15 protein-coding genes are annotated in these 13,087 nt (G+C 56.7%); 11 read left to right on the forward strand and 4 right to left on the reverse strand.

What is annotated here, in order from left to right:
- The 4 genes from BLP82_RS08050 to BLP82_RS08065 are packed head-to-tail and all read left to right on the forward strand — an operon-like array spanning nt 1 to nt 4,778.
- Nucleotides 1-120 carry a GpE family phage tail protein gene (locus BLP82_RS08050; RefSeq protein ID WP_003183333.1) on the forward strand — a complete coding sequence of 40 codons (120 nt, stop codon included), beginning with the start codon at nt 1-3 and terminating at the stop codon, nt 118-120.
- The gene (locus BLP82_RS08055; RefSeq protein WP_092166542.1) at nt 110-3,055 is read left to right on the forward strand and encodes a phage tail tape measure protein; all 2,946 of its coding nucleotides are present in this window, start codon (nt 110-112) and stop codon (nt 3,053-3,055) included. The genes BLP82_RS08050 and BLP82_RS08055 overlap by 11 nt, the downstream gene beginning before the upstream one ends.
- A gap of 5 nt (nt 3,056-3,060) precedes the next feature.
- Entirely contained in the window at nt 3,061-3,501 is a 441-nt protein-coding gene (locus BLP82_RS08060; protein ID WP_092166543.1) for a phage tail protein, read from the forward strand.
- Nucleotides 3,498-4,778 carry a phage late control D family protein gene (locus BLP82_RS08065; RefSeq protein ID WP_092166545.1) on the forward strand — a complete coding sequence of 427 codons (1,281 nt, stop codon included), beginning with the start codon at nt 3,498-3,500 and terminating at the stop codon, nt 4,776-4,778. The genes BLP82_RS08060 and BLP82_RS08065 overlap by 4 nt, the downstream gene beginning before the upstream one ends.
- On the opposite strand, the gene BLP82_RS08070 is transcribed toward BLP82_RS08065, so the two are convergent.
- The 4 genes from BLP82_RS08070 to BLP82_RS08085 all read right to left on the reverse strand — a co-directional run bounded on the left by BLP82_RS08070 (nt 4,775) and on the right by BLP82_RS08085 (nt 7,721).
- Complete coding sequence (locus BLP82_RS08070) at nt 4,775-5,470, reverse strand: hypothetical protein (RefSeq protein WP_092166546.1); 696 nt, start codon at nt 5,468-5,470, stop codon at nt 4,775-4,777. The two genes, BLP82_RS08065 and BLP82_RS08070, sit on opposite strands and share 4 nt — an antisense overlap.
- Complete coding sequence (locus BLP82_RS08075; protein WP_092166547.1) at nt 5,467-5,865, reverse strand: hypothetical protein; 399 nt, start codon at nt 5,863-5,865, stop codon at nt 5,467-5,469. Before BLP82_RS08075 ends, BLP82_RS08070 begins: the two co-directional genes overlap by 4 nt.
- Nucleotides 5,866-5,874: 9 nt before the next feature.
- The gene (locus tag BLP82_RS08080; RefSeq protein WP_092166548.1) at nt 5,875-6,933 is read right to left on the reverse strand and encodes a hypothetical protein; all 1,059 of its coding nucleotides are present in this window, start codon (nt 6,931-6,933) and stop codon (nt 5,875-5,877) included.
- A gap of 317 nt (nt 6,934-7,250) precedes the next feature.
- Complete coding sequence (locus BLP82_RS08085) at nt 7,251-7,721, reverse strand: helix-turn-helix domain-containing protein (RefSeq protein WP_092166550.1); 471 nt, start codon at nt 7,719-7,721, stop codon at nt 7,251-7,253.
- 38 nt (nt 7,722-7,759) lie between these two features.
- Between BLP82_RS08085 and BLP82_RS08090 the strand changes: the two genes are divergently transcribed.
- The 7 genes from BLP82_RS08090 to BLP82_RS08120 all read left to right on the forward strand — a co-directional run bounded on the left by BLP82_RS08090 (nt 7,760) and on the right by BLP82_RS08120 (nt 13,066).
- A complete protein-coding gene (locus BLP82_RS08090) occupies nt 7,760-8,008 on the forward strand; it encodes a helix-turn-helix domain-containing protein (RefSeq protein ID WP_041021958.1) in 249 nt (82 codons plus the stop codon).
- Between the two features lie 40 nt (nt 8,009-8,048).
- A complete protein-coding gene (locus BLP82_RS08095; RefSeq protein WP_092166860.1) occupies nt 8,049-8,522 on the forward strand; it encodes a YmfL family putative regulatory protein in 474 nt (157 codons plus the stop codon).
- Nucleotides 8,519-8,809: an Ogr/Delta-like zinc finger protein gene (locus BLP82_RS08100; RefSeq protein ID WP_003183346.1), complete on the forward strand. Its 291-nt coding sequence runs from the start codon at nt 8,519-8,521 to the stop codon at nt 8,807-8,809. The genes BLP82_RS08095 and BLP82_RS08100 overlap by 4 nt, the downstream gene beginning before the upstream one ends.
- Nucleotides 8,806-9,177, forward strand: coding sequence for a hypothetical protein (locus BLP82_RS08105; protein WP_060738379.1), 372 nt, complete (start codon nt 8,806-8,808; stop codon nt 9,175-9,177). The genes BLP82_RS08100 and BLP82_RS08105 overlap by 4 nt, the downstream gene beginning before the upstream one ends.
- A gap of 75 nt (nt 9,178-9,252) precedes the next feature.
- On the forward strand, nt 9,253-9,486 hold the full coding sequence (locus BLP82_RS08110) for a hypothetical protein (RefSeq protein WP_092166552.1): 234 nt from the start codon (nt 9,253-9,255) through the stop codon (nt 9,484-9,486).
- A gap of 12 nt (nt 9,487-9,498) precedes the next feature.
- Nucleotides 9,499-12,222: a toprim domain-containing protein gene (locus tag BLP82_RS08115; protein ID WP_170842286.1), complete on the forward strand. Its 2,724-nt coding sequence runs from the start codon at nt 9,499-9,501 to the stop codon at nt 12,220-12,222.
- Nucleotides 12,223-12,247: 25 nt separating this feature from the next.
- Nucleotides 12,248-13,066, forward strand: coding sequence for a hypothetical protein (locus BLP82_RS08120; RefSeq protein WP_092166558.1), 819 nt, complete (start codon nt 12,248-12,250; stop codon nt 13,064-13,066).
- The last annotated feature ends 21 nt before the right edge of the window (nt 13,067-13,087 follow it).

Consider the following 13,087-nt stretch of genomic DNA (forward strand, 5'->3'; position numbering starts at 1 on the left):
ATGGCCGACCTGGCTGTGGTTTTTCACTGGGCACCGGCTGACATGGACCAGCTGGGCCTTCAAGAGCTGATGGAGTGGCGCGAGCGCGCCCGGGTGCGGAGTTCCACCGATGGCGAATGACTTAAAACTTCAGGTGCTGCTCAATGCCATCGATAAGGCGAGCGGCCCCCTGAAGGCCATCAACAACGGCAGCATCGGGGCCGCCCGCGCCCTCAAGGAAGCCCGCGACCGCCTCAAGGAACTCAACGCTCAACAGAAGGACGTCAGCGCCTGGCGCACCCAGCGCGCTGCCGCCGAGCAAACCGAGCAAGCCCTCATCGCCGCCCGCGACAAAGTCAGGGCCCTGTCCCAGCAGTTCGCCGCTACAGGCGCGCCAACCAAGGCCATGACCAGGGACTTCCGTGCAGCCGTTCGCGAAGCGCAGAAGCTCAAGGAACAACATCAACAACAGGGCGAACAGCTCCAGGCCCTGCGCAGCAAACTGCAAAGCGCCGGTATCAGCACCAAGAACCTGAGCAGCCACGAACGCCAGCTGCGCGAGCAAATCAGCGCCACCAACGCCAGCATCAGCGAACAGGGCAAACGTCTGGTCGCGTTGAATGCTCAACAAAAGCGCCTTGCCATCGAGCGCGCCAAGCTGGAGAAAACGCAGAACCTCGCCGGCAACATGGCTATGAACGGCGCCGCTGGCCTGGGTGTGGGATATGCAGCGAGTCGGCCGGTGGCTAAGGCCATCGGTGCCTTTGCGCCAAACGAAGACTCGGCCACGCAACTCAAGGTTTCAATGATGGACGGCACCGGCAAGGTGTCTGAAGACTTCCAAAAAATCACCGACCTGGCGACCAAGCTGGGCGACCGCCTGCCCGGTACCACGGCCGACTTCCAGGAAATGATGACCATGCTGCGGCGCCAGGGCCTGAGCGCGCAGAGCATCCTCGGCGGCACCGGTGAAGCGGCCGCGTACCTGGGCGTTCAGTTGCAGATGCCCGTAACCGCCGCGGCTGAATTCGCCGCCAAAATGCAGGACGCAACCCGAACATCCGAAAAAGACATGATGGTGCTGATGGACATCATCCAGCGCGGGTTCTACTCCGGCGTAGACCCGACCAACATGCTCCAGGGTTTCAGCAAAATCGCGCCGGTCATGGACACCATCAAGAAGTCAGGCATCGACGCTGCTGCCGAGCTGGCCCCGCTGCTGATCATGATGGACCAGGCGGGCATGGAAGGCGGCGCGGCCGGTAACGCCTACCGGAAAATCTTCCAGGCAGGCCTGGACAAGGACGGGATCAAGGACGTCAACAAAATCATGGAGCTGGAAGGCAAAAACATCCGCTTCAAGTTCACCGACGACAAAGGCAACTTCGCCGGCCTGGAGAACCTGTTCGCCCAGGTCGAAAAACTTAAATCACTGAACGACGAAGACCGCACGTCCACGATCAAACTGCTGTTCGGCGACGACTCCGAAACCATGACCACCTTGAACACCATGATGAACAAGGGGATCGCGGGTTATCGGGAAGTGCAACAGAAGCTTCAAAACCAGGCCGACCTGCGCAAGCGAGTCAACGAACAGCTCGCCACGCTCACCAACGTCATGGAGGCCGCAGAAGGCAGCTTCACCAACGCCCTGGCTGAGTTCGGCGCCGCCGTTGCGCCCGAGCTGAAACAGATCATCACCACCCTCGGCGAGGTCGCTAACAGCGTTGGTGCCTGGGCTCGTGAAAACCCGAGACTGGCGGGCGGGCTGGTGAAGGTTCTAGCGGCTGTTGCAGGCCTGGCCTTCGTGTTTGGTGGCCTGGCCTTGACGATGGCGAGTCTGCTCGGCCCTTTCGCCATGGTGCGGTACGGCATGGGCATGTTTGGCATTCGCCTGGGCATCGTGAAAGCCCAGTTGATAGGCACGCGCACCGCAGCAGCAGGCGCCGGAGCCAACATTGGCAGGCTTGGGAAAGTCTGGCGGTCCCTGGTAGCCACTCGCTCGGCGGGTGGATTGCTCAGTGCGTTACCCGCTTTCGTCAGCAGCGCCCGCCTGGCTGCCGCCAGCGTGCTGCCGATGCTCGGCGGCGCGATCAGTGCGGTCGGTACCGCCATCATGGCGACGCCCATCGGCTGGCTGCTGGCGGCTATCGCCGCCCTGGTTGGTGCTGGTGTGTTGGTCTACAAGTACTGGAACCCCATCAAGGGCTTTTTCCTCGGTTTCTGGCAGGGGCTCGTCGGTGCCCTTCAACCCGTGCTCGATAGCTTTGCAGGCCTCGGCCAATCGCTGCTAAACCTGGGCCAAGTCGTCATGACGTTGCCAGGTGTCGGGGCAGCCTTGGAGCTTCTGGGTAGCATCGCTCGCCCGTTGTTCAGCTTGATCTCGGATGGTGTCAGCAGTCTTATCAACTGGTTCGGCCAGCTACTCACTCCCGTCGAAGATGTCGGCGGCGCGGCTCAGTCAATGGGCGAGCGTTTTGGCGCAGTCATCGGCAACATGCTCAGCCTTTTGTTGGGTCTACCCGCACAGTTCGCTGAACTGGGTACGCAGATGATTCAAGGCCTGGCAAATGGCATCACCAACAGCCTGACCGTAGCCAAGGAGGCCATTACCGGGGCAGGCGATGCGGTGATTGGTTGGTTCAAGGAAAAGCTCGACATCCACAGCCCCTCCCGTGTGTTCGCGGAGCTGGGCGGCTTCACCATGGCAGGCCTTGCTCAGGGGCTTGAGGGCAGCCAGAACGGGCCGCTGAGCGCCATGACCAGCCTGAGCAAACAACTCACGGCAGCCGGCACACTGGCCCTCGGCGCAACCGCCATGCCGCTGGCCGCCATGCCGTTGCCGCAATTCCCGGTCGGGGCTGCCGCTGCCTCTTCGTTGTCGATCGATGATCGGGCGCCCATCAGCCCTGCCCCGGCGGCGGTTCATGACAGCCACGACACCTACGAAATCAACATCCACACCACGCCAGGCATGGAAGCCCAGGCGATCAGCCGCGCCGTACGGGCCGAGCTGGCGCGTATCGCCAGCGAGAAAGCCGCACGCCAGCGGAGCAAACTGTCAGATCTGGAGTAATCCCCATGATGCTTGCTTTGGGCATGTTCGTGTTTAGCCTGTCCACCGCCGCTTACCAGGAGCTGCAACGCCAAACCGAGTGGCGCCATGCGAGCAACAGCCGCGTCGGCGCCGCTCCGGCTCGGCAGTTCGTCGGGCGTGGCGACGACACCATCACCCTCCCCGGCATCATCCTGCCGGAGCTGGCCGGCAGTGCCTTGAGCCTCGACGCCCTGCGCCTGATGGCAAACACCGGCAAGGCCTGGCCGATGGTAGAGGGAAGCGGCCGAATCTACGGCCTGTGGATTATCGAGAGCCTGAGCGAAACCAAAACCATCTTCTTCCGCGACGGCACGCCACGGCGCATCGAATTCACGATCAGCCTCAAACGGATCGACGACGACCGGATTGACCTGCTCGGCGCTGGTACCAGCGCAGGCATCAACATCTTGAGGGCGTTGCTGTGATCGACGCTGCTCTGTCCAAGGTCACCGGCTACATCGAAGACCTGGCCGAACGCTACCGCCGCGATGCCGCTTATCCGGTGCCGGCGTTTCGCATCACGGTCGATGGCAACGACATCGCCCAGTTGATCAGTCCACGGCTGATGAGCCTGGAGCTGACCGACAATCGCGGGATCGAGGCCGACCAACTCAGCATCACCCTCAGCGACCACGACGGCCTGCTAGCGATCCCGCCCAAGGGCGCGGTGATTCGGTTGTGGCTGGGTTGGAGCGACACAGGCCTGGTGGACAAGGGCACCTACACCGTCGATGAAACCGAGCATAGCGGTGCTCCGGACGTACTCAGCATCCGCGCCCGCTCTGCCGACCTGCGCAAAGGCCTGAAGACCAAGCGCGAGCGCAGTTGGAGCAACACCACCCTCGGCGACGTCCTGGGCGACATAGCCCTGGGCAACGGCCTCACCGCCACCATTTCCGGCGCCCTAGACGGGTTGCCCATTCTTCAGCTGGACCAGGCCAACGAATCCGACGCCAACCTGATCAGCCGCGTAGGCGAAGAGTTCGACGCCGTGGTCACCGTCAAGGCGGGCTGCCTGCTGTGCCTGCCGGCGGGCGGCGGCAAGACGGCCACCGGCGCCGAGCTGCCGCATATCACCCTCACCCGCACCGATGGCGACCAGCACCGCTACCTGCAAGCTGACCGCGACAGCTACGACGGTGTGCGAGCCTATTTCTATGACGTGAACAGTGCAAAGAAACAGGAGGCCATTGCCGGCGGCGGTGAACACCTCAAGGATTTGCGCCACACCTTCAGTGACCGCCAATCAGCCCTGCGTGCTGCTCGGGCCGAATTCAACCGCCTGCAACGCGGCAGCGCGACGCTCAGCTACACCCTGGCTCGGGGTCGGCCCGATCTGATTCCTGAGCTGACCTACACGCTCCAGGGGGTGAAGCCGGAAATTGACGAGATCATCTGGTACGGCGGCAACGTGCAGCACACCCTCAGCGCAGACAACGGCTACACCGTCAGTCTGGAGCTGGAAAGCAAGCTGCCAGAGGATACGGTTGAGGGGCTGGCGGAGGAAAATAAAGGGGATTACACAGGGATCATCGCGTACTACCGCGACAAGAAGACCGGGAAGGAGAAGACCGTGACTGCGGGGGATCAGAGCAAGCCGAAGCGGTTGCGGTGGTTGTATGCAAGCGAAAAAACTGCAAAACGGGCGGTAACGAGAGAGTACCAACGAATGAAAAATCCGACCGACTCGCCCATATCCTAAGAAGAAGTCGCTTTCTTCTTCGCACCTTTATCGGCCTTTGGCTTGGCAGCCCTTTTATCTTTTGGGTCAAAGCCAAGAATGACACCGATGTGTTTCACCTTAAAAGGAGTTCCAGACCTGTCGTGCTTATGAACACTATAGAATACGAAACTTGGACGTTCGTTACAGGCGGCTTCGATATAACCTTCCAGAGCTTGGCTCGCCAGATGAGCTCTCCAAGCAGCCATAACACTCGCGGCATCATTATTCTTAATGTAAATCAACATACCACCACAATCCTGATTAACGTCGCCAGTGGAGTAACGAGTCGTTAACTGTTGAAAGCCTTTATAAAGATAATCATAACCCGCGTGAATCTTAGCCTCACCTATCCATAAAAAATTATCTTTCTTACCACGAACTACCAGATCGGAATGACCACCAATCTTTTCGTCATGAGTAGCGATATAACCAAGAAGACGTAGAGCTCGCTTTATTTCTGTATTTAGCCTGTCCTCACCATCCTTCTTAAGTAACTCAGGATTCTCCTGAAAACCGCCGAGAACAGCGTCGAGGTCCTTATAAAACACCTTAACAAAATCTTCATACGTATTCGCTAGAAGTCGATTAAAAAACAATTCTACCCCTGGAATTATTGGCCCCATAGCTCTTAGCTGAGCTATTGTCAAGTTATCGAGAGCACCCTCAGTCATTCCTGTTTGCCCTCCACCACTTCACGACTTGGCACAAAATAAGGGTAAATTTTGCTCTCGTAGTCAGGGACCTCAACCCCATATTCTGGATGCATAAGTTTATTTGTTCGCTGCGCCTCATCCAGATACTCAGATTCCAAATAAAAAACTTCATCTTCAATTATTAATTCAAATTTCATATCTAATAAAGGTACTGAAGCCCCTGTAAGATATTGAGTCATCTGAACCAAAAGTAACAAATCATCAAGACCAGCTATATTAGCAAGCCTTGTAAAAGTCAAATGAGCAATATCATCATGAGAGTAGATATATTCAACAAGACGCAAGCAAGCACCCTTCAGAGGTTCTGAAGGGTCGTCATCTGCTATACGACTAATGACTACATCTTTCTTCATAATAAGCTCTTATAGAACTTTATCTAACACAAAATCGTAGTCTTCCTGAGAGGTGCAGTTTAGCACATGCAAAATATCAATCACTGGATTTTTGTCACTCGCTATTGAAAAGTGTGCAGGAATAGAAATCTCCGGCTCTCCATTCCCCGCAGGTGAAGGCCAATGTTTTGATATGGAATACGCATTTAGATCAACTACAGCAACTGTGCCACCATGGTGGTAAGGATCCAATCGCACGTCTCGACTCTTGTGCCTCATCTTTTCACGATAAATACCAGCTGCGTCCGTGACATGCCCTAGCTCTCCAACCACTCCATCATTAGTATCATAAAGCTTTTTAATGGCAGGATAAAAATTCAACTTGGTACCAAGAATATCAGGCGTGCCAATATTTTTCGCAGCAAATTGAGAAACCAGCTGTTCAATTCTACGCATACGACGACTTATATCGTCAGCATTGAATTTCTTTACTCCATCTAGCCTGATCTCTATCAAACCCTCATCAGGCAGAAGGCTCACCACATCGTACAGTTGTATTGGCCTACGACGAATACCTATTAATTCGTCAAACACCCCAAAATCTTTTGTCGCGTCATCATCAAGAGAATCGCCAGGAAGCTCTTCTCGCTCAGTGATGTACTGCTTCGAACACATCATAAAATTGGAGCGATCTTTTTCATCCCACTGGGCGGCACAGATGATATCTAATGGGGCCTTTAAAAGCTCATCAAGCGCTAGAGGAAAGGGAAAACCTTTCGTGTATACGCTACCCTTATCAACAAAGCCCTTACTCATCGCACCAATTAGAAGATTGATAAGTCCTGCATCCACCTCATAGATCTTGACAACTTTATCACAATAAAGTGTCATCTCATTATGAATCAAAACAAGCGAGGCGGCACAAGCGTCCTTCGTATCTTTTTTCTTAAGTTCCGGAATAATTTTTGCGACAGTCTGCTGCCATCCAGTCGAAACAGGTAGATCGTGATTTTTTAAAGCATTCCTTACACTCTTAAATGAGACATCTCGAACCTGAAGCGCATCAATATAGGAAAGAGGATTTAGCATTAACGCCTCATATATCTCAAGAGTGAATTTTAGACTTATTGACAGCACAAACTAAGCACATATCTACATGAAATATGTGTAACTGTAAGCCGTAACTGTTTAGAAAGTGAGAACACGCGCTGCCAGATAGGCTCCGCGACTTACCTGCGGTTTTAAGAAGCTCACGGCAACTGCGGAAACGACTATTGCTTTGCATGTCTCAAATCCCTCTGCTGACTAGCGCGGCTCCGATGACTTCTCGCCCGCCTCAAGCACGGGCCGAAGCGGGTGGATCACCGGCGTCCTGCACTGGCTGATCCTTTCTTAATGGGTACAGATTATGCTGGCCGTTTGGTATCGGCAAGGGCTTCAGTCAAATCCTTGAGGCGCTGCTCGACATCCATTAAGCGTTTCTTCTCTTCAGCAGCGCTTTGTATCTCCCGCTTGCCCGCCTCCCCAAGCGAGCGAAACAGTTCAAGGATGGCCTCCTCCTGTTTGTTTGCAGGCTGAGCCTGGGCTACCTCGCCCACAGAGCCATGGAACATGGGACCTTCACCGGTCAACAACCAGTCCACACTTATACCCAAATGAGTACGCAAGGCCGACATCGCCTTTGCGTTGGGCTCTCTCTCGTCCAGAAGGTAGTTCTGGAGCGTTCTGTAGGGGATGCCAACCATTTCGGCAGCCTGTTTTATGGACAGGTCTTTGACATCAAGAACGCTGCGAAGACGCTCGGATATACTCATTTTTTCATATAACCCGGTTGACGCACTCGTTTTGGTGCGTATACTGCGAACAAACAGGTACATCTTAACCAACTAGGAACACATCAACCATGAGCCAAGCCATGGAAAAGCGCCAAATCCAGGCGCGACTGATCGAGAACGGCAGCAATTTCCGCCAGTTCGCAATCAGTCACGGCTACGAGCCTCGCACGGTGACCCAGGTAGTTCAGCGCTGGGCCGGTCACGACACGCTGCCTCGGGGGCGGTTGTCGTTCCGCATTCTGCGTGACCTCTCCAAGGTGATAGGCAAAGAAGTTCTGCCCGGAATCCTGGCGGATTCCAACGAGCAAACAGAATGCAAGGCTGTATGAAATGACTGTAGGGGCGATGGCACCAGGGAGAAACCAGAAGATGAAACGCCCAATACTAGCGACCAGGCGCCAAGTCATGAGCGCAGTCATTTGCGCTTACCCCGGCGGGCGCGAGTGCGCCGCTGCCCGACTCGGCTATGAACTCAAGAAATTCGACAATCATGTTTACGAGAATGCCGGCAGCCGCCCCCTGAGCGATGAGCAGATACACCTGCTCGAGCAAGACTCCGGCACAACCCACCTGCCTGAATACATCGCCGCCATGTACGGCGGCATGTTCGTGCCGCTCGCTAAACCCGAGACGCTGGACAACATCGACCTGTACAGCCGGTCGGTACATGCCGCAGCGAAGCGTGGTTACGTCGATCAGATCATCGCGAAGGCACTGGAGGACGGAGTAGTTGAGCCAGGCGAAGCTGCGGCCATTCTCGGCGCTCACAATCGCTACATGGCTGCGCGCCATTCCGAAGTGCTGGCCGCCATCCAGCTACACAGCAAGGAGCGCAAGCATTGAGCACTTACAAGCTGGTCTGCCCTCACTGCCTCGGCCGCATGCGTATCCGCACCAGCGAAGGCACGCACATTTTCCTGCGGGTGGCCTACCTGCAATGCACCAACGAAGCTTGCGGCTGGTCGGTGCGGGCCGAGTTCGAAATGACGCATGAAATGAGCCCCAGCGGCATGGCGAACCCCTCCGTGAAGCTCCCTATCGCCGACATCGCCCTGCGCCGCGCCGCGATGAAGTCCGCCAACGATCAACCCGACCTGCTCGACCAAATGGAAATGGAGTGTGCGCAATGAACCATGAACAGCTTGACCACGATTACCGCAGCAGCATGCAACGTGCCGCATTCGCCTACCTAGAACGGCACGAAGCGCAGCACCTGGTGGATTCAGACCTACTGTATGAAAACTGCGTTCGGCACATGACCACCGCATTGGAAGTACCAGTTTTCATGGCACAGCAACTGGTGCACAACGCCTGGACTGAATTGCAGATCATCAACCAGCGAAAGTGGATCGGCGTGGACTGGGGCTCCAGCCCAGGCAGCACCGTCGTCCATTTGATCGACACCCGGGCGGACCTTCGCTACCCGGTCCCGGCAAGGTTGCTACCACAGACGATGCTGGCCCAGCGCGATGCCGCGCTGAAGCAACAACCTCAGTAACCCCCTTTTAAACAATCCGCCCTACCCCGCTTCCCGTGGGTTTGGGTGAGCTTTGCCCGAAATCCGAGGTGGACCATGGAAATCGACGTCGCCATCACCGCAAAACTGCCCCGCGAAGAGGCCGAAGCGCTGCTCCAAGCGCTACGGAACCAATACGCCCAGCAGTTTAACGAGCATTGGTACGACGACCGCTTTCGCATGATCCCCGAGGGTTTACGGCATGGCTCGTTGCTCGCGGCCTTCCCGGTAATGGCCGCGCAAAAACGCCTGATTGGCGCCCTTAAACACAGTCTTGCCGAAGCGAAGTAAGCCCCGATGGAAATGCAAGAAAGGCTGCGAGCCGAAGTTATCCGGCGTATTGAGCGGGACTACCAGCTCCAGCACATGCGCGGCACCAACTACATGCGCAAGGGCGTCTGCCCTGCGCCAGGTTGCGGCCAGAAGACGCTGTACACCTTCTACGATGCGCCCTGGATGTTGATTTGCGGACGGCCAGAAAAGTGCGGCCACCGCATTCACGTCAAGGACGTTTATGACGATTTGTTCAATGACTGGAGCAAGACCGCCCCGTCTACACCGGATAACCCGCTTGCCACTGCACGTGCCTATCTGGAGTTCGCCCGCGGCTTCAAGTTCGAGCTCATCGCCGGCTGGTTCACCCAAGAGCACTACTGGAACAGCGACCTCAATATCGGCAGTGCCACTGTGCGCTTCGCCCTGGAGAAAGGGGGTTATTGGGAGCGTTTGATCGACCGTCCCGACCGGTTTGGCAAGATGAAAGCACGCTTTCGGCCGGCCGGTGATGGCAGGGAGAGTTACAAAGGGGTGTGGTGGTGCCCGCCAAGCGTGGACTTACTGGAAGTCGAAGAGCTGTTGATCGTCGAGGGCATCTTCGACGCTATCGCGCTATTTCACAACCGCATCGCGGCAGTGTCGATGATGTCCAGCGCCCCCTGCCCGACTGACTCTCTCAAAGCGTTGATCAAGCTGCGCCACGATGCCGGTAAGCGCCTGCCTACCCTGGTGTGGGCATTGGATAACGAGCCAATCGCCAAGGCCAACATGCGCCGCTGGGCGAAGGAAGCCCGCGACCTGGGCTTCACCTGCAAGGCAGCAGTAATCCCTCAGCCCAACGGCAAAAAAGTTGACTGGAACGACCTGCACCACCGGTGGAAGTCGATAGAGGACGATGACAAACGCGCCGAACAGATCGCTCAAGACCTCGACGAAGCTCGCCATCACGGCGACCTGCTGCTGGCTGACTCGGCTGAGGAAAAGGGCTTTCTCATTTACCTGCGTGACGAGCGCAAGGAGTTCCACTTTTCGTTCCGCAAGCGCCTGTACTGGTTTCGGCTTGACCTTGAGAGATACGACCGCGCCATGGGCGATCTGGAGAGTTCTGAGCGTCATGAGGACCAGTTGCTCAGCGACGAACAGCGCCGCTACAAGGCGTTGCGTCAATCGGGCTCAGTGACCAGCATCGCCAACTGCAATTTCCAGGCGCTGTATTACATGCGCAATGACCTGACCGATGAGGCCTGGTACTACTTCCGCATCGAGCGCCCTCAAGGGGCTGCCATCAAAAGTACCTTCACGGCCAAGCAGCTCACCTCTGCACCTGAATTCGCGAATCGCCTGCTCAATGTCTCCAATGGCGCAATGTTCGAGGGCAGCGCCCAGCAACTGAAACGGATCCTGGCGCCTCAGCTCGATTGCCTGAAAACCGTCAACACAATCGAATGGATTGGCTACAGCCGTGAACATGGCGCCTATGTCTTCAACGACCTGGCGTTCTTCGGCGGAAAGGTACAGACGCGCAACAACGAGGACTTCTTTGACCTCGGCAAGCTGAGCATCAAGTCGCAGAGCCAGTCGCCAGTTCTGCATATCAACACCGACCTCAACGCCTACAACGAAGGTTGGTTCGACATCTACTGGCGCTGCTTTGGCGTTCAGGGGCTGGTGGTGCTGGCCTGGTGGCTGGGTGCCTTGCACGCCGAGCAGATACGCCAGATTCACAAGTCGCTGATGTTCTTGGAACTGGTGGGCGAAGCCGGATCGGGCAAGACAACCCTGGTCGAGCTGCTATGGAAACTGGTCGGCCGGACTGATTACGAAGGTTTCGACCCGTCCAAAGCGACCGCCGCGAGCCGTGCGCGCAACTTCTCTCAGGTCAGCAATTTGCCGGTGGTGCTCATCGAGTCGGAGCGCGAGCAAAAGGAAGGCCAGCCGGTTAAGCACTTCGACTGGGACGAACTGAAAACCGCCTACAACGGCCGTAGCGTTCGCTCCACGGGTGTGAAAAACAACGGTAACGACACTCATGAGCCGCCGTTCCGCGCCGCGCTGCTGATCGCGCAGAACAACCCGGTGAATGCCTCGGAACCCATCCTGCAGCGACTCTGCCATGTCCACCTGACTCGGGAGCACCACACCCCGGAGACCAAGCAGTTCGCCGAGCAACTGGAACGCATGCCGATGGAAAGCATCAGCGGCTTCCTGGTGAAAGCGCTGCAACGCGAAGCCAACACCATGCGCCTGATGGAGCAAAACACCTCCCGCTACGAGCAGGAGTTGCTGGCCCAACCTGGAATCCGCACCGTCCGTATCGCCAAGAACCACGCCCAACTGCGCAGCCTGGTGGATGCGTTGGCAGAAGTAGTGCCCCTGGGCGAACACCGCAAGGCTTTGGCGCACGCCGAGGTCAGCCGCATGGCCTTGGAGCGGCAGCAGGCAATCAACGCCGACCACCCGACCGTGCGCGAGTTTTGGGACCTGTACGAATTCCTCAATGGCCTGGACGAGAAAGGCGCACTCAACCATGCGCGTCGGGATGGCCTGATCGCCGTGAACCTCAACGAGTTCGTAGAGATGGCGGCCAACAAGCGGCAGCAGGTGCCCGCGCTCAGCGACCTGAAACGCCTGCTCAAGACCAGCAAGTCACCAAAATTTCTGGAGTCGAACAAGCCCGTTAACTCGGCGCGCTTGCTGGACGCTTTCGACAAACCGAAAACCATTCGCTGCTGGGTATTCCAGGGCGTTTAACCACAGCAACAACAGGAGCAACACCATGCAAAACGAACTTAAATCCGCCATTCGCTTCAACGATTTTGTCGCCTACTTTGGCGTTCGAGGAGTGGTGGCTATGGCCTGGTGGTTGGGGGCCGCACATGCCGCCCGAATCCGCCAGGACCAGTACAGCTTTCCGTTCCTGCATATCGTCGGCGCCGCCGGCAGCGGCAAGACTCTTTTGCTGGATTACCTACAAAAGCTGAACGGGCAGGCGCCTTGGAGCAATTCGCTGACTCACGCCAGCCCAGCTGGGCGCTCCCGAATATTTGCAGGTGCAGGGAAGCGGATAGTCGTTTGCGAAAATCAAGACGGGACAGAGCAGTCCATCGATTGGGACGAACTGAAGCCGCTCTACAGCTCCGGCAGCATCATCACGCGCACAGGAGAGGGACTGAGCGAAGAAGTGACGTTCGAAGGCGCAATCGTGATTACCGCAAATCAGCCGCTGGAGTGCAGCGATGCCCTCAGCAGCCGAATGATTATGGTCGACCTTTCAGCCAGTGACGCCCAACCAACCAGAATCCGACCCGACGCGATCAGCGATGTCGACTTGATCCAGGTGAGCGCTTTCGGACTGGAGGTAAAAGAGCGGGAAGCGTGGATCTCAAACAACATTCGCTACTACGGGCCCGCATATCAGAAAGAACTGCTCGAAAAGTACGGCCCCGCCCTGAGCGCGCGTACAGCCCTCAACTGCTCGCAAATGCTGGTCCTGCTTGACCTGCTCTGCAACTTGCTATCGATCAATGACGCCTTGCGACTGGATACCAGGAAGCTGATTCACGACATCGCTTTCCTCAACACCATTCCTTATTGATTCGGTCTTCGAAAGGAGAAC

This window comes from Pseudomonas sp. NFACC37-1, assembly GCF_900101575.1.
In the GTDB taxonomy this organism is placed as follows: Bacteria; Pseudomonadota; Gammaproteobacteria; order Pseudomonadales; family Pseudomonadaceae; genus Aquipseudomonas; species Aquipseudomonas fluorescens_AA.